Source organism: Streptomyces sp. JHA26 (genome assembly GCF_002005565.1).
GTDB lineage: Bacteria > Actinomycetota > Actinomycetes > Streptomycetales > Streptomycetaceae > Streptomyces.
The window spans coordinates 59,597-74,980 of sequence record NZ_BDJC01000010.1 but is presented as its reverse complement, the minus strand read 5'-3'; the positions used below and the strand labels follow the sequence as shown (position 1 = coordinate 74,980).

At 70.5% G+C, this 15,384-nt stretch carries 15 protein-coding genes and 1 pseudogene; 7 read left to right on the top strand and 9 right to left on the bottom strand.

Going from position 1 to position 15,384, the window contains the following annotated elements; genetic code table 11:
• Positions 1 to 11: 11 nt before the first annotated feature.
• Positions 12 to 449, bottom strand: coding sequence for an Rrf2 family transcriptional regulator (locus tag JHAT_RS08820; RefSeq protein ID WP_077797502.1), 438 nt, complete (start codon positions 447 to 449; stop codon positions 12 to 14).
• A gap of 1,097 nt (positions 450 to 1,546) precedes the next feature.
• Here JHAT_RS08820 and JHAT_RS08815 point away from each other — a divergent pair.
• The 3 genes from JHAT_RS08815 to JHAT_RS08805 all read left to right on the top strand — a co-directional run bounded on the left by JHAT_RS08815 (position 1,547) and on the right by JHAT_RS08805 (position 5,840).
• A complete protein-coding gene (locus JHAT_RS08815) occupies positions 1,547 to 1,966 on the top strand; it encodes a DUF2690 domain-containing protein (RefSeq protein ID WP_171990808.1) in 420 nt (139 codons plus the stop codon).
• A gap of 56 nt (positions 1,967 to 2,022) precedes the next feature.
• On the top strand, positions 2,023 to 4,986 hold the full coding sequence (locus JHAT_RS08810) for a hypothetical protein (protein WP_077797500.1): 2,964 nt from the start codon (positions 2,023 to 2,025) through the stop codon (positions 4,984 to 4,986).
• 107 nt (positions 4,987 to 5,093) lie between these two features.
• Positions 5,094 to 5,840 carry a hypothetical protein gene (locus JHAT_RS08805; protein ID WP_077797499.1) on the top strand — a complete coding sequence of 249 codons (747 nt, stop codon included), beginning with the start codon at positions 5,094 to 5,096 and terminating at the stop codon, positions 5,838 to 5,840.
• 114 nt (positions 5,841 to 5,954) lie between these two features.
• Here the strand turns inward: JHAT_RS08805 and JHAT_RS35725 are convergent, their stop codons facing one another.
• Positions 5,955 to 6,806, bottom strand: coding sequence for a hypothetical protein (locus tag JHAT_RS35725; RefSeq protein WP_077797498.1), 852 nt, complete (start codon positions 6,804 to 6,806; stop codon positions 5,955 to 5,957).
• Positions 6,807 to 6,925: 119 nt separating this feature from the next.
• Entirely contained in the window at positions 6,926 to 7,726 is an 801-nt protein-coding gene (locus tag JHAT_RS08795) for an inositol monophosphatase family protein (protein ID WP_253195447.1), read from the bottom strand.
• Positions 7,727 to 7,862: 136 nt separating this feature from the next.
• On the opposite strand from JHAT_RS08795, the gene JHAT_RS08790 reads away from it, so the two are divergent.
• A complete protein-coding gene (locus JHAT_RS08790; protein ID WP_077797496.1) occupies positions 7,863 to 8,876 on the top strand; it encodes an Lrp/AsnC family transcriptional regulator in 1,014 nt (337 codons plus the stop codon).
• Between the two features lie 139 nt (positions 8,877 to 9,015).
• Here the strand turns inward: JHAT_RS08790 and JHAT_RS08785 are convergent, their stop codons facing one another.
• From JHAT_RS08785 to JHAT_RS08765, 5 genes and pseudogenes are all read right to left on the bottom strand, one after another.
• The gene (locus JHAT_RS08785; RefSeq protein ID WP_171990810.1) at positions 9,016 to 9,717 is read right to left on the bottom strand and encodes a GNAT family N-acetyltransferase; all 702 of its coding nucleotides are present in this window, start codon (positions 9,715 to 9,717) and stop codon (positions 9,016 to 9,018) included.
• 63 nt (positions 9,718 to 9,780) lie between these two features.
• A pseudogene (locus JHAT_RS35215) lies at positions 9,781 to 9,930 on the bottom strand (LysE family translocator); the annotation flags it as partial.
• A 66-nt stretch (positions 9,931 to 9,996) separates the two neighbouring features.
• On the bottom strand, positions 9,997 to 10,653 hold the full coding sequence (folE, locus tag JHAT_RS08775) for a GTP cyclohydrolase I FolE (protein WP_077797494.1): 657 nt from the start codon (positions 10,651 to 10,653) through the stop codon (positions 9,997 to 9,999).
• A 1-nt stretch (position 10,654) separates the two neighbouring features.
• Positions 10,655 to 11,107 (bottom strand): hypothetical protein, encoded by a 453-nt coding sequence (locus tag JHAT_RS08770; protein ID WP_077797493.1) that lies wholly within the window; start codon positions 11,105 to 11,107, stop codon positions 10,655 to 10,657.
• Between the two features lie 65 nt (positions 11,108 to 11,172).
• Positions 11,173 to 11,721 (bottom strand): DUF2231 domain-containing protein, encoded by a 549-nt coding sequence (locus JHAT_RS08765; RefSeq protein WP_077797492.1) that lies wholly within the window; start codon positions 11,719 to 11,721, stop codon positions 11,173 to 11,175.
• Between the two features lie 125 nt (positions 11,722 to 11,846).
• Here JHAT_RS08765 and JHAT_RS08760 point away from each other — a divergent pair, with 125 nt between their 5' ends.
• Both JHAT_RS08760 and JHAT_RS08755 read left to right on the top strand, forming a co-directional pair.
• Positions 11,847 to 12,599 carry a metalloregulator ArsR/SmtB family transcription factor gene (locus JHAT_RS08760; protein ID WP_077797491.1) on the top strand — a complete coding sequence of 251 codons (753 nt, stop codon included), beginning with the start codon at positions 11,847 to 11,849 and terminating at the stop codon, positions 12,597 to 12,599.
• A gap of 175 nt (positions 12,600 to 12,774) precedes the next feature.
• Complete coding sequence (locus JHAT_RS08755; protein WP_077797490.1) at positions 12,775 to 13,338, top strand: DoxX family protein; 564 nt, start codon at positions 12,775 to 12,777, stop codon at positions 13,336 to 13,338.
• Positions 13,339 to 13,642: 304 nt separating this feature from the next.
• On the opposite strand, the gene JHAT_RS08750 is transcribed toward JHAT_RS08755, so the two are convergent.
• Positions 13,643 to 14,260 (bottom strand): TetR/AcrR family transcriptional regulator, encoded by a 618-nt coding sequence (locus tag JHAT_RS08750; RefSeq protein ID WP_077797489.1) that lies wholly within the window; start codon positions 14,258 to 14,260, stop codon positions 13,643 to 13,645.
• A gap of 58 nt (positions 14,261 to 14,318) precedes the next feature.
• Here JHAT_RS08750 and JHAT_RS08745 point away from each other — a divergent pair, with 58 nt between their 5' ends.
• Entirely contained in the window at positions 14,319 to 15,278 is a 960-nt protein-coding gene (locus JHAT_RS08745) for an NADP-dependent oxidoreductase (protein WP_077797488.1), read from the top strand.
• Positions 15,279 to 15,384 lie beyond the last annotated feature (106 nt).

Here is a 15,384-nt window from a genome sequence, read left to right as displayed (position 1 = left end):
GGGGCGCCGGTTCAGTCGGAGCGGGTGGCCAGGGTGTCCCGCAGGACGTCCGCGATCGTGACCCTCGCGAACTCCCGCCGAGCGGCCTCCTCGGCGTCGGCGTAGACGTCGCGCAGCGCCGGCCGAATGCCACGGCCGATGGGGCACGCCTGGTTCGGTTCACCGCGGTGCAGGGCGAACAGGGGCTCGTCGTGCACCGCGCGGAAGACGTCGAGCAGTGCGATGGACTCCGGGGCGCGGGCCAGCGTCCAGCCGGCCCCCGCGCCGTGCCGGGCCGTCACCAGGCCCGCCTCGCGCAGGTCCGCGAGGCTGCGCCGGATCACGACCGGGTTCGTGGCCACGCTCGTGGCGATCTGGTCCGAGGTGACCACGTCGCGTCCGCGGCCGTGCACCAGGGCCATCCAGGTCAGCACATGGACGGCGACCGTCATCCTGCTGTTGGCGCTCACGTCCTCCACCCCCTTGCTGTAACAATAACAGTTGCAGCAAGGGGAGTTGATGCGCTGTGCCTGCTCGTCGGGGGAGTGGCCCTCACGAGGGTGACGACGTCGGACGACTGACGGCCCGTCAGTCGCCGGCACCTGCGGCGTCCTCGGTGACCGGGTGAGGGCGCCGGGGTCCCGGCCTGCCGGGGCCGGACGTCCTCCGGCGGCCGGAGGGATGCCCCGGGACACCGGTCACGTCCGCCGCCTGTGCGGAGGCGGGTTCGGCCTCGTCGAGGTGGGGGACGAAAGCGGGCGCGGGGTCCGGCGCGTAGGACGGGGTCGGCGGTGTTGTGGGCGGCCTGAAGGTCGCCGATCCGGCGGTGGGTGCCGCGTCGCGCGGAGTCCGTCCGGCTGCCGAAACGTGTAGTGGCGTCTGGAGTCGGTCAAACGTTGGCCAAGACATGGCCGAGGAGCAGATCCGTGCGAAGGCGGCCGCAGCAGCATTCCGACTACCTTCGGTTGAGGCCGTGGTGGGGTGAGTCCGGGACGGTGGGCGGCGGGCTTTGGCCGGAACCTGACGCCGGCCCCCGCGCTCCTCGGCCTCGTCGAAGGTCATGAGTGCAGGGCGCTGCACGGCCGTCACGCCTGACGGCCGAGGTGAAGGCCGTCCTGCACCTGGCCGAAATTCGCCGGTCACACTCTGGACAGTCCGGGTGGATCCGGCATGCGAATCCTTCCGTTCAGATGGGGTCGAACATCCCGGGCCCGCAACTCATCGCAACATCGATCCGCCATGGATCGAATTTTGAATGGGCTTTACCCAGGAATTTCCCGAGAGTGGATTACGATCCCCTGGGCTCTTGGATGGCCGCTACATGTATCGAATGTGGTGCGCGTCGGCCGAGGGTCGACCGTCTTTGTGAGCTCTTGATTGTATCGACCGTCATGCCCGTTTAAGTCCTGGCTGCGTGCACGACGGTGCAACCTGACATGAGGATTCACCGATGCCCTGGAATAAATGGAAAGAAAGGCGCCCGGAAAGACTGAGATCCGGCCCTTTCTCCACCTCCGCGATCAGATCCTGCCTACTGGCCCTCGCTCTCGTTCTGTCCTGCGTCCTCATGGGCGCCGGACCTGCGTCGGCCGACAGTTGCAAGGGGTCGGCCTGTACCGGCCGCAATCCCGCCACCATGGGCTGCGACGACGACGCCCGGCTCTTGGAAGAGATAACGGAGACCGGTCTGTCGCTGCGCTTCTACTACTCGCCGCAGTGTGTCGCGTCCTGGGCCTACCTGACACTCAGCCCGAACGAGTCGCTGTGGCCGCAAACCCTGAACATCTTCTACCTGCCGCAGCTCGGCGGTAGCGAACAGTGGTATTCCACCGGATATGTGGACCCGGACGACGTGGCCGAGCCCACGCCCATGGTGGGGGGAAATCTGCTGGCGAAGGGCTGCACCACCGAGTTGGAAGAGGGATTCGACCCCTCGCCGGAGTCATGGCAGGACGGATCTACGGGGGTGTGCACGGAATGGCACTGACACGTGGGAACGTCCCCCCGCACCTCCGCCGGCGCGCGTCGGCATGGACCGCTCGGATGGCCGCCGTGTCCTGTGCGGTGACCCTGGCGGGCCTGCTGCCCACTGCGGGAGCCGCCTCCGCGGAGCCCGCGGCCCCGGACTCCGCCTCCTCCTCGCCGTCCTCGGCCGACGGCCGTCCGTTCGCCTCGCCGGACAAGGCCCTGGGCAAGAACTGGCGCACCTCCGAGGACCGCTCGGTCGTCGGCACCGGTGACACCGCGGGCTTCCACATCCTCGTGGCCGACGAGTCCGACTCCTTCCGCTACCGCGAGCTGGCCAATCTGACGCAGGCCGGACTCGACGGCATCGGACTGTGGACCGGCTACGTGTGCACCACCGGCTCAGGCCGTTACGCGGCCGCCGTCTACGCCCCCTCTACGGCGACGAACACACCCGCGCTGACCCAGCACGGGGCGTTCGCCGCCGTCGTCGACATCGAGACGGGGAAAGTCACCCAGTCGATCACCGGCGTTCAGCTCGCCTATTTCTCGCCGGGCTGCGGACAGGGCGACACCGTCACCTTCACCCGCAGCGACATCGGTGACTCGGCGAGGGGGACGACCAAGCTCTACGACGTCGACGCCAGGACCGGCAAGACGGTGAAAACCCGCCTGGTCACCGGTCAGCTGACCAATCCGGTGCCGACGCCGGACGGTGACGTGGGAGTGCTCGGCGGACATCTCGTCAAGGTGCTGGACGACGGGCGGACGGCTGTCCTGGCGAAGCTTCCCGGACGTCCGTTCGCCCTCACGGCGGCGGCCGACAGCGCCATCGACATCGGTGTCGTGACCAACGGCAAGGACGTACTGCACCGCTGGAACGGCAAGCGTCTCACCGAGCTGGGCACGGCCCCGTTGGGCAAGCTCGGCCTCTACACCCGCGAGGGCGGCGACCTCGTCGCCGGCGACGTGTCCGACATCGATGTCTCCAAGGCTCCCGGTCTCGCCAAGACCGAGGCCCCCGGCAAACCGCTGGCCGCCTCGCGCCGGGGACACCTGCTCACCACCTCCGCGGTGTCACGAGAGGTCAGGGGAGTCACCGCGAAGGTCGGCTCGACCGATGGCCAGGGCGCGGGACGGATCGACGTGCGGGTCCTCGCCACCGCCACCGACACGCCCTCGACCACCGAGGTCGTCACGGCCTCCGCCCTCGCCACGACCGCTGCGACCGACGACACGGAACCCGTCGCCGACGACGGCCGGACCGAGAAGGAGGTGCTGGCCGGAACCGGTCTGACCCCGAGCGACCCCAACCCCCAGTCCCACTACAGCAACTGTCTCGTCAAACGCGGCGATGTGCACGCGCAGGCGTTGCAGCCGAGCCCGAACATGGTCGAGTGGGCGGTCGACCAGGCCGTGCACGGCGACCTCACCACGACCCGCCCCGCCAACTACCTCGGCACGGGAAGCGTGGCCTACAGCCCGCAGGGGCTCTTCCCCAGGCTTCCCCTGACCGGCGGCGGAACCGTACCCGCGCAGGTGATGCTGGGGATCCTCGCCCAGGAATCCAACTTCAAGCAGGCGAGCTGGCACTCGGTCCCCGGCGATGGCGGGAACCCGCTCCTCGGTGACTACTACGGCAACACCGACAGCATCCACTACTACCCCAACGGCGGCGCCGCCGACTGCGGTTACGGCATCGCGCAGGTCACCACCGGCATGAACGAGGCCAAGCCCGACCCGTACAACCCGACCGAGGCTTACGCCATCGCCACCGACTACGCGGCCAACATCTCGGCCGGCCTCCGGATCCTGAGCGGTATCTGGAACCAGCTCAAGGGCCTCGGGATGAACGTCAACACCGGAGACTCCGCGTACATCGAGAACTGGTTCATGGCGCTGTGGGGCTACAACAGCGGTGTCTACACCGACGCCTCACAGAACGGCGGACACACCGGCCTGGGCTGGTACAACAACCCGGCCAACCCCAACTACCCGGCCGACCGCTCTCCCTTCCTGCGCGACTCCTACGACGACGCCGCGCACCCCGCCCAGTGGCCCTACGAAGAGAAGATCATGGGGTGGATAGAGACGCCCCAGCTGACCTACAACGGCGAACCCTCGTACGCGCCGCCGCAGTACTCCACGGGCGGGACCGTCCCGGCCGGCCGGCTCAACCTGAACCAGGACTACCGCTCCTACTGCAACAGCTCCAACAACTGCGACCCGGACGCGGCCGCAGGCAGTGACCCCTGCCCGGCCGAGAACTCGACGTGCTGGTTCCACGGGTCGGTCGACTGGGGCGCCGGCAGTGCCTCCACCAACGGCACGACCGAACTGCTCGCCTACTCCCTCGGCAGCGGAGAACCCGCGCTCGACCGGCAATACGACGCCGGCCCCTGCGGAGGCGCACCATCCGGTCTCCTGATCGACGACCTGCCGGACCCGGACGACAACACCCAGGGCTGTACAGAGAGCGCCGAGCTGGGCGGCAAGTTCAACCTCCAGCTGGGGGACAACTTCACCTACCGGCGCCCGGACGGCAGCTACCGGGCCACCGGCGACATCGCCCCGATCGATCTGCACCAGCTGGGCGCGGGCTACGACGGCCATACGTGGTTCACGCACAACTACCCCGCCGGTGAGGGAGCCGCCGCGGACTTGTGGCACAAGGTGACAGCCCGCTGGACACCCGACCCGTCGCGCATGCCCGACTACGGCACCAACGGCATGCTCTACAACATCTGGGTGCACTTGCCCAACCACGGCGCCCAGGCCATCACGCGCTACTACGTGAACGTCGGCGCCAACACCGAAGGCGCCCAGCAGACACACATGTGCCGACTGAGCCAGGCCAAGATCACCGCCAACGGCGACGCCTGGTACCAGATGGGAACCCTGAGGCTCTGGCAAGGCGCCTTCATGCAGGCCGACAACACCAGTGAACCCGGTGGCACCGGCGACCTGGACGTGGCCTACGACGCGGTCGTCTTCCAGCCGTCGTCCTCAGCGGTCGCCGGACCCTGCTTCGACGAGTCGTGACCCCCTGTCCTTGAGCGCGGTGGTACGCCCCCGGTGCGGGGCGTACCACCGCGCACCTCCCTTTTCTTCGCCCCTCGCTGACCCTCTCGTTGCGGAGTACCTCCCCCATGAACGCCTTCCTCCCGATCCGCCGGACCGCCGTCGGCATCGCCCTCGCACTGGTCGTGACCGGCTGTTCGGACACCCTTGGCCAGGGTGAGCCGACGGGCTCCACCGACGCCACGGGGACGACCAGGACGGACGCAGCCGCGTCGCCCGACGGCCAAGGGGGAGAAAGCAGTCCGCCGTCTCCCTCGCCGACCGCCTCGCCATCGGGCGTGGCGGACTGGCCGACCGAGCCCGCGACCGCCGACAAGTTCCCCGACACGGTCCGCGGCGTCCCGTTCGCCAAGGGCTACACGGGAGCGGTCTACCTCCACAAGCTGGCCGAACAGTGGCACATCGAAATGAGCGACAAGAAGAAGGACGACCTCGGCAAGCAGGGCACGGAGGCCTCCGGCTGGTACTCCTCGGGCAGCACGGGCGCAGACGGAAAGAAACTGTCCCTCCTCATCAGCTGGGATCGGTCCGGAGACCTGGAGTCACTCGTCTGCTCCGCGGGCGAGAAGGCGGCGGACCACGAGAAGTTCCTGGAAGACTGCGCGGAACTGGACCACCCGAGGTCGCAGCCGTCCCAGGCCGCGGCCTGGCTGGACGACATGCTCCCCGCCCTGGACAAGAGCTACCGGCAGAACCGGAAACCGGTCGGCAGCCCCCTGCACCGACAAGGCTCCTCAGCGTTCTTCCTGCTGGCCTACAACGACGGCGAGAACGGAACGGTCTACCGGCTCCGAGTCTTCGGCACGGACGCCTGACCCGACGTGCGCACGGTGCGAGGAGGCCTGCACCGGTGCACTGAGCTCCTTCGGCGCTGCCGCTCCGGGGCGAGCCGCAGCAGCCGACACGCCACGACCGGTCCGCCTGCCCTCTTACGAGGACTTCACCTCCGCGACCTTGTCCGCGATGCCCTGCGTCAGAGTGACCTGGACGTTCACGTCTGCGCGCTTGGCGGCGGCTTCGAGCTGTTCCTCGGTGCAGTCGTAGGTGGTCTGGGAGTCCTCGCCGCAGATGCCGCCGCCACCGAGGATCATCGTGTCCTGGGCCACCATGAACGCGGTGCTCTCTCCGCCGGACGTCACGAGGAACTTCCCAGGTGCCACGTAGCTGAGGGAACCGCTGAGTTCGACAACGGTCGGGCCGGCCGGACCGGTGTGCGAGGGGGTGGGGGACCCGTCGCCACCGGATCCTCCGGAGGACGCGCCGCCGGAACCGGTGCCGCCCGAGGAGGCACCGCCGGAGGCCGACCCGCCCGAGGAGGAGCTTCCCGTGGTCGGTCCGCCGGACGAGGAATCCGTTCCGCCCCCCTCGCCGGCCTTGTGCTCGGCCACACGAGAGGCGTACCCGCCCTTCATGGTCACGTCGACGGTGACGTCGCCCCGCTTGGCGGCGGCTTCCGCCTCCTCCTCGGTGCAGTCGTACGTGCTCTGGCTGTCCTCGCCGCAGATCTGCCCGCCGCCGAGGATCATCGTGTCCTGGGCGAGCCAGAACGCCGTCTCGTCTCCGCCGGGCGGCGTGACAGTGAGCCTTCCAGGTGCCAGGTACTTCAAGACGCCCGTCAGGGTGCGGGTCCCGCCGTCCCCCGAGGCACCGCGCGGCGTACCGGCGGACGTGGACGACGATGCCGCCGAGTCCCCCGGCTCACAGGCTGTGGTCACCAGCCCGACCGTGAGGACGCCCGCGGTGATGGCGATGCGCAGGATGTGCCGGTTGATGTGTCGCATGAGCAACTCCCCGTTGTGCGGAGGCCCTGCCAGGGGCGGCCGGGCCGAAGTGGTGGTGTGATCGGGCTGGACTGCCTCATGGCGTGCGCGGCGAGGTGGACGGCGCCGGTCGCCCGCCGTCACCGGGCGACGACGGCACTTCGGCCGAGTACGTCGAGAACCTGGCCGTGCAGACTCGGAGCCGCGGCCACGAAGCTCGTCGCCGCCGGAGTCCAGTCGCCCCCCGCCGCGTCGGTGACGAGGGCGCCTGCCTCGGCCGCGACGAGGGCGCCGGGGAGCAGGTTGGAGGCGTCCTGTCCGAACTCCCAGAAGACGTCGACGTGCCCCGAGCCGACCTGGGCGACCTGCAGCGACGTCGGGCCGAGATTGCGGACCGCGAGGGTGCGGCGCAGCATCGCCGTCAGGGAGCGCCCGGCCCGTTCGGGTTCGATGTTCCACGGCGGCTGACTCGTGGTGGCCAGCGCGGACGCGAGATCCTTGCGGGAGGGGGCGATCGGCATGCCGTTGAGGTGGGCGCCGCCACCCCTCACCGCGGTGTACAGCAGGTCCAGCTGTGGTGCCCAGACCACGGCCACCACCGGCTTTCCGTCACTGACGAGCGTCGACGTCACGCCCCAGTAGGGAAGCCCCTGCAGGAAGTGCACGGCCCCGTCGACGGCGTCGCACACCCACCACTCCCCGGTGTCGCCCACACCGGTGCCGACCTCGTCCCTCGACCAGCGCGCACCCGGGCGCAACTCGTACGTCCGCTCGCGCAGCAGCCTGCTCGTGGGCCCGTCCACGGCCGCGAACGCCGTCATCATCTCGCCGGTGTTCGTGCTGCCGCTCGGCTGGGTGCGGTGCGCGGACGCGGCGAGCACGCCGACCTCCCGCACGACCTCGACCAGCTGCGGCAGCAGCTCCCCGTAGCTCTCCGTCACCGTACGCACTCCTCCTCGTCGTCTGCGGTCGGCAGCCGTCTGCGCCGCGATCGCCTGTACACAGGTACCGTGAGCGGTGCTGGGGGCCTTCCCGGAACGAGGGAAGTGGCGGGGATCGGTCAGGGAGTTCGCGACAGTGGCGGATAGCGTCATCACCTTCGACCGCCTGGACCGGCGTATCGTCGGCGCTCTGCAGGTGGACGGCCGGGCGGAGGCCGCTCGCGTGGCCAGGGTGCTGGGGGTCTCCGCGCGCACGGTGTCCCGCAGGCTCGCGCGCATGCAGGACGCGGGAGCCGTCTCCGTCGTACGCCTGCCCCCCGCCCAAGAGGTCGTGGGGGCCACAGCGCTGCGGGTGAGGGTGACACGCGGCAAGGCGGAGACGGTCGCCGAGGCGTTCGCGCTGCGACCGGACGTCCTCTCGGTGGACCTCCTCACCGGCGGTGAGGAACTGAGCGTGCTGCTCCTCGGCGACGACGCCGACCGCGACCACCTTCTGTACCGTCAGGTCCCTGCCACGGCGGCGATCACGTCCGTGTCGGCCCACACCGTCCTGCGTCTCTTCGCCGACGCACAGCACTGGCGCGCCGACGTCCTCACCCCCGAGGAGACGGCCGCACTGGCCGCACCGCAGCGGGCCGAGCCCGCTGAGCCGGTGGTCTCCGCACACGACGACGTGGACCGCCGTCTGCTTACCGTCCTGGACAAGAACGCCCGGCTGAGCTTCGCCGAGCTGGGGCACCTGGCGCAGGTCCCGGAGACGACCGTCCGGCGTCGGCTGCGCAGGCTGGCGGCCGCGGGACATCTGCGCACCCTGGTTCGGGTCCGCCCCGGCCTGCTGGGCCTGGCGGTCGACGCCAATCTGTGGATGCAGGTGCCGCCCGGGCGGTTGCGGGAGGCGGGTGAGGCCCTGGCCGCCCATCCGCTCACCCACGCGGTTGCCGCGACCACGGGTGCGTGCAACCTCGTCGCCGCTCTGTACTGCCGCGATCACCAGGCCCTGTACGAGTTCACCGTGGACGTTCTCGGGCCACTGGGCATCAGCAGCGTGGAGACCACGGTGATCGCCCGCGCCGTCAAGCCCGTGGGTGCCGGGAGGGACACGGAAACGCAGTCCGCGAGCCGCCCCGGCAGGGCTGTCGCGCGCTCGTGACGCCGTCCCTCCCGGGCCCCACCTCGCGGCTTGCTCCGCCACGGGCGGGAGGGACGGCCCGTCGACTGTGACGCTCGTTCGACGCTCCGGGCGACCGCAGGTGGGACGGCGAGCCGGGAAACCGGCTCTGGGCAGGCCGTCAGGGCGTACGGAAGCCCCGGAAGGTCACCTGCTTGCGGGTGCTGAAACCGAGCCGTTCGTACAACGCGATCGCGCCGGTGTTCGTCTCGGCCACGTGCAGGAAGGGGCGCTCGCCGCGTGCCTCGATGCGGGCGGCGAGGGCAGTGACCAGGAGGGCGGCGTGGCCTCGCCCACGTGCTTCGGGAGCGGTGCAGACGGCACTGATCTCGGCCCACCCCGGGGGCCGCAACCGCTCTCCCGCCATCGCCACCAGGGTGCCCTCCATACGGACGCCCAGGTAGGTACCGAGTTCGTGGGTGCGTGGCCAGAAGGGGCCCGGCTCGGTCCGTGCGACGAGGTCGAGCATCTCGGGCACGTCGTCCGCGCCCAGTTCGACCACGGCGGTGCCGGAGGCGGTCCGAGGAGGAACGGTCCGGTCGCCGCCGGACCGGATCATCTGCCGGCCCTCGAGACGGAACACGGGCTCCCAGGTCGGCGGTGGGACAGCCGGACAGCTGAACATGTCGGCGAACGCGTCCGGACCGAGCAGCGCGGCGAGGTCGTCCCAGTCCTGCCTGCCCGCATCAGCGGGCACGCAGGAGAAGGTCGTCACGCCGGTGAGGTAGGTGGCGGCCCGGCCGAGCCGCCGGGCGAGAGGGGCGTGCCGGCCGCCGAGCGACTGACCCACCGGGTCGTCGAGCACCGGGTCGTCGTCGTTCATCATCGCGTGGTTCCTTGTAGGGGAGGGGTTCCGGGGCGGAACTGCCACTGGTTCCGCGGACAGTCACGGCCGAGTCGTGGCGACCTTCAGCCCGAACCCGATCAGTACGACCCCGGTGACGCGGTCCATGGCCCGGCGCACGGCCGGCCTCTCGAAGAAGGCGCGTGCCTTGGCCAGCAGCAGGACGTACCCGCCGAGCCAGAGCGCGGTGAGCGTCCCTGGCCTCCCGGAAGCGGAGGCGTCAGCGGCGCGTCTGCCCGGCGATCGCGGCGCGGTCGGTTATGAGGAGGCGCCGGTCAGGGCGAGGAATTCGCTGCGGGAGCGGGCGTCGGAGCGCAGCAGGCCGAGCAGGGTGGAGGTCATGGTGGTGGAGCCGGTGGCCTGGACGCCGCGTAGGGTCATGCAGGCGTGCTCGGCCTCGATGACCACGCCGACGCCTTTGGGTTCGAGGTGAATTTGCAGCCAGTCGGCGACCTGTTTGGTCAGGCGTTCCTGGACCTGGGGGCGGCAGGAGAAGTGCTCTACGACGCGGGCGAGCTTGGACAGGCCCAGGATGCGGGCGCCGGGCAGGTAGCCGACGTGGGCGGTGCCGACGAACGGCAGCAGGTGGTGCTCGCACACCGAGCGGACAGGGATGCGGCGGGCCAGGACGAGTTCGTCGTAGCCCTCGTCGTTGGGGAAGGTGGTCAGGTCGAAGGGTCGCGGGCTGAGCAGTTCGGCGTACGCGCGGGCCATGCGGCCCGGTGTCGCGCGCAGGCTCTCGGAGGCGGTGGAGATGCCGAGGGCGTTGAGGAACTGGCCGGCCGCGGTCTCCGCGGCGGCCAGGTCGATGCCGTCGAGCTCGTGCACGACCCGCAGGGCGGGCCGCGCCGGTGCCGTGTCCTCCTCGCCGTGCGGGTGTATTCGGGCCGCGGTGCGGTGGGGGTGTTCGGTCATGTCAGCTTCCTCCGATGCCGAGGGCGGTGAGCAGGACCAGGATCAGGGTGGCCACGGCGAACAAGCCGTGGGCCAGGACGACCGCGATCGGGAAGTGACGTTCGGCGGGAACGGTCCCGCCGGCTCCCGGCGCCGCGGCGGCCGGTGCTCCGACGGCGGTGCGGTCGCGGTGGACGGGGATCCAGCGGGCCAGCATCACGAATCCCAGCAGGGCGACCGGCAGCAGCAGGCCGAAGGAGGCCCAGGCCAGGGCGCTCTTGTCGGTCACCACATAGATGATCCACACCACCAGTCCGATCGCGGCCAGGGCGAAGTGGCCGAAGACCACGGGGGCGGGAAGGTGGCTGGCGCCGGTTTGCTGTTGGCGGATTCCGCCGCGTTGGATCCAGGTGCCGAGCAGGTAGAAGCCGCCGAGGGCGGTGATCACCCAGGTGATCAGTGCGGCGATGTCCATCATGAACTCCCCAGCGATGTGATGGAGCGGCCGGAGCAGCCGGCCGTGGTGCGGATCGTGCGGTTTCAGGCGGTGGGGCGGGCGTTTCGCGCGCCGGTGCCGGGTGTGTATCCCTCGGCCTGGGTGTTCTCGTCGGCGACGCGGACTCCGTAGCGGTAGGCCAGCTTGCCGCCGAGAAACCCCGACACGCCCAGCACGGCGATGCTGACCGCGGACAGGACGAGCCTGTCCCAGCCGACGCTCCCGCCGTCGGTGTAGGCGCCTTGGCGCCACAGGAAGTTGACGGCGTAGGCGACGGTCACCAGCAGGTTCAGCGTCATGTGGACCAGGGCGGTGCGGAAGGCCGGGGTGCCGGTCGGGATCGCGAACAGGTCGAGGAACCCGACCATGGCCGCCAGCAGGGCACCGATCACCCCCACCGCAATCAGCCACTGCGATCCCTGGGTCAGGAAACCCGGCCGGTCGACCACGTGGGAGGCGATGTCGAACACCAGGCTGGTCACCCAGGCGCCGATCGGCACCGTGACCAGGATCGGGTGGAACGGGTGGCCGTACGGGCCGGCCAGCGAGGCACTGACCGGGCGTTTCGCCTGCAGCCGGGACTCGTCGGTCATCGTGATAGCCCCCTTCCTGTTTCACCAATAATTCTTGGTCTTATTCAGGTAGGTCGTCAAGACATACAGGACACCAAGCCGGAAGGAACACTTGTGCCTACGCTGGTGGGAGTTACTGTGGTCTTGTGGCTTCCGATCAGACAGCACAGACCGACGCGGCCGGCAGCGCCATCGACTCCGTCAGCGTCCTGAGTGAGGACTCGCGGCGGCGCATGTTCGCCTTCATCCGCCGTGCCGGCCACGCCGTCACCCGTGACGAGGCCGCGGCGAGCGTCGGCATATCCCGCAAACTCGCCGCCTTCCACCTGGACAAGCTCGTCGACGCCGGCCTGCTGCGCACCCGGGTCGAGACGCCCGGCGGGATCCGCAAGGTCGGCAGGCGCCCGAAGGTGTATGAGCCCACCGATGCCCAGATCACCGTCAGCATCCCCGACCGGCGTCACGAACTGCTCGCGGACCTTCTCCTGGACGCGGTCCTGACCGAGGAGGCCGGCGAGAACGCCGCGCAGGCGGCCATGCGGAGCGCCGAGCGGCGCGGCCGGCAGATGGGCGAGGAGGCACGGGAGGAGACCCGGCCCGGGCGCCTGGGTCCCGAGCGCGGGCTGACCGCCTGCGAGCACCTGCTGGACCGGTGCGGCTACGAGCCCGTCCGGGAAGGCCCCACCCGGCTGCGGCTGCGCAACTGCCCGTTCCATCCGCTGGCCGCGAAGGCCCCCGACCTGGTGTGCGGCATGAACCAGGCGTTCCTCGGCGGCTTTCTCGACGGCCTCGAGGTCAACGGCATCCAGGCCGTCCTGGCCCCGGAGCCCGACGAGTGCTGCGTACGGCTGGGCCCGAACAACACCGATCGCGATGATCAGATGCCCCAGGATCACTGACGCGGCGCCGGCCGCCCGCCCCCGCGGACCACCGGCCCGGTGTATGCCCCTGCCCGCGGCACGAGGAGCAGGCCATCGTCCGCGATCTGCTGCGGGACACACACGTCACCGGTGCTCGACGTCCCATCGAGCTGGGGGAAGACACCCGTTCTGGCGTTCCGACCGGAGCATCGCCATGTTGACCAAACTCATCCTGAATTCTCCTGCCCCGTCCACCGAACCGGCGGCCCGGTCCGCCCCCGTCGGTGCGCCGCCGATAGCCGCCGCCGACATCGGACTGCTGCTCATCCGGCTGACCTTCGGGCTGCTGATGGCCGGACACGGGGCGCAGAAACTCTTCGGGTTCTTCGAGGGTCCGGGTCTGACGGAGACCGGCAAGGGGTTCGCGGCTCTGGGCTACCACCCGGGAAAGCTCTTCGCCGCGGTCGGAGGCGCGTCCGAGTCGCTCGGCGGCCTCGGTCTGGCCCTGGGTCTGCTGACGCCGCTGGCGTCCGCCGCTCTGATCGGTGTCATGATCAATGCGATGGCCACGGTCACCGGCGCTCATGGTCTGTGGGAGGCGAACGGCGGTGTGGAGTACAGCGTGTGCATCGTCGTCGTCGCGCTGGCCGTCGCCGCCATCGGGCCGGGCCGGCTGGCCGCCGACCGCCCCTTCCGCTGGGGCAGGGGCGGCTGGAAGGAAGCGGCCTTCGCCCTTGGTCTGGGCGGCATCGCCGCCGCGATCACGCTCAGCCTGTAGAGCCGGAGCGCCCGTCCGTCCCCTGCCTTTCTCCTCAGAAGAAGCTCCCGATCGCGCCACCGATCACACCGCCCCACATGCCATTCCGCCGTTCCGCTTGCGTGCCGTCGGCAGTCGTGGCGCCAGCAGCGCCGCCCCCTGCACCCCATAGCGCGCCGGTGACGGCGGCGCCCATACACGCGGCGCCGGCGGTACCGATACGCGCAGCACCGACTGCTGCCGCACCAGGCCCGCCGGCCACCGTGCCGGCGACGACGCCCACCGCGTCAGCGAATGAGGACAGGCCGGCCGACCGGCTACGCGCCTAGGCGGGCGGGGCGGCGTGGCGGAGGCCGTCCATCATGAGGTCCAGCAGGCGACCGGCCTGAGCTTCGCGCTCGGGCCGGGGGGCGACGGTGAAGATGCCGATGAGGGCGGCGGCGATGTCCTCGGCGGTGATGTCGGAGCGGATCTCGCCTGTTGCGTGGCCGGCGTCGAGCATGGCGGTGATGGCCGTCAGGAGCTCGGCCCGGGTTTGTGCATGGGCGATCTCGCCCGTCTCGATCATCGTGACCAGCGTGTCGAGCATGCCGTTCTTGGTCGCGATCCAGTCGCCGAACATGTCCATCCATCGCCGCATCGCCGCGGCCGGGGGCAGCTGGCCGAGCAGCTGCCGGGCGCCGGTCGTCAGCCGTTCGACGTGGTCCTGGTAGACCGCGTCGACGAGTGACTCGCGGGTGGGGAAGTGCCGGTAGAGCGTGCCGATGCCGACGCCCGCTTCGCGGGCTATGGCGCGCATCGACGGCTCGGCGTCGGCCGACGCGAACATGCGGGTCGCCACCGCGAGCAACTGGTCGCGGTTGCGGGCTGCGTCCGCCCGTGGCGTGCGCGTCTCCACCTCGGGAGAAACGGAGCGCGCTCCGCTTGTGCTACGGTCGTTCATGTAAACGGAGCATAGTCCGTTTAGGCGTGTTCCCTCGACCCCGAAGGAGACGGGCGCCATGCAGGAACAGCGCGATCAATCGGCGACGGGCGGCAGCAGGGCGGTGCGGCTGGAGGCTTTCGGCGGCCCCGAGGTCCTGGACATCGGTGACGTTCCCGTTCCGCAGGCCGGCCCGGGACAGGTCCGTGTGCGGGTCACCGCAGCCGGCCTGAACCCCATGGACTGGTTCATGATCACTGACGCGGACACCGCCGCCCGGTTCGGCCTGAGCCTCCCGGCCGGGTTCGGGACCGACTACGCGGGCGTGGTCGACCAGGTCGGTGACGGGGTGAGCGGAATCGCGCACGGCGACCGGGTGTTCGGCGGCGCCCTGTCCCGGGCGGTCGCCGACTTCGTGGTGGTCGAGGCGGCCGGGGAGATCGCGGCGAACGAGGCGTACCTCACGCCCGACGGCGTCGACGACCGTACTGCCGCCACCCTCACGATCGCCGGCCGCACGGCATCCGCGGCCCTCGACGTGGTCGGCGTCGGCCCGGACGACACCGTGCTGATCGGCGGCGCGGCAGGCGGGGTCGGGGTGTTCGCCGTCCAGTTGGCCCGGATCGCCGGCGCCCGCGTGATCGGGACGGGATCCGCGGCATCGGCCGAGTTCCTGCGCGAGCTGGGAGCCGAGCCGGTGACCTACGGCGACGGCCTGGCCGACCGGGTCCGCGCCCTGGTTCCCAGCGGTGTCACGGCCGCCCTCGACCTGCACGGCACGGAGACCGCGCACGCCGCGAGGGAGCTCGGCGTCCCTGACGCGCGGATCACCACCATCGCCAGCCAGGCCCTCGACGGGATCACGCCGGCCAACGGCGCCAACGCCGCCCCCGGCACCCTGGAGAGCCTCGCCGGCCTGGTCGCGGCGGGCCGACTCCGGGTGCCCGTCGCAGCGAACTTCCCGATCGAGCAGATCCGCACCGCGGTCGAGCTCCAGGCCGGCCGGCACGTCAAGGGCAAGGTCGTCATCGACCTCTAGACCGAAGCCTGTCGTGACGATGAAGGCGATGGCGCTGCCACCGCTGCTGTACTCGGCCGCGGTGGACATGCCCGTCACCGGCCTCCGATGGGACCTGCGTGTCTCC

Excerpts from the sequence above, each read along its gene's own strand:
- JHAT_RS35725 (WP_077797498.1), bottom strand. The coding sequence starts at position 6,806 with ATGCGACACATCAACCGGCACATCCTGCGCATCGCCATCACCGCGGGC.
- folE (WP_077797494.1), bottom strand. The coding sequence starts at position 10,653 with ATGACCGAACACCCCCACCGCACCGCGGCCCGAATACACCCGCACGGC.
- JHAT_RS08810 (WP_077797500.1), top strand. The coding sequence starts at position 2,023 with ATGGCCGCCGTGTCCTGTGCGGTGACCCTGGCGGGCCTGCTGCCCACT.
- JHAT_RS08765 (WP_077797492.1), bottom strand. The coding sequence starts at position 11,721 with ATGACCGACGAGTCCCGGCTGCAGGCGAAACGCCCGGTCAGTGCCTCG.
- JHAT_RS08750 (WP_077797489.1), bottom strand. The coding sequence starts at position 14,260 with ATGAACGACCGTAGCACAAGCGGAGCGCGCTCCGTTTCTCCCGAGGTG.
- JHAT_RS08770 (WP_077797493.1), bottom strand. The coding sequence starts at position 11,107 with ATGGACATCGCCGCACTGATCACCTGGGTGATCACCGCCCTCGGCGGC.
- JHAT_RS08815 (WP_171990808.1), top strand. The coding sequence starts at position 1,547 with ATGGGCGCCGGACCTGCGTCGGCCGACAGTTGCAAGGGGTCGGCCTGT.
- JHAT_RS08785 (WP_171990810.1), bottom strand. The coding sequence starts at position 9,717 with ATGAACGACGACGACCCGGTGCTCGACGACCCGGTGGGTCAGTCGCTC.
- JHAT_RS08805 (WP_077797499.1), top strand. The coding sequence starts at position 5,094 with ATGAACGCCTTCCTCCCGATCCGCCGGACCGCCGTCGGCATCGCCCTC.
- JHAT_RS08745 (WP_077797488.1), top strand. The coding sequence starts at position 14,319 with ATGCAGGAACAGCGCGATCAATCGGCGACGGGCGGCAGCAGGGCGGTG.
- JHAT_RS08755 (WP_077797490.1), top strand. The coding sequence starts at position 12,775 with ATGTTGACCAAACTCATCCTGAATTCTCCTGCCCCGTCCACCGAACCG.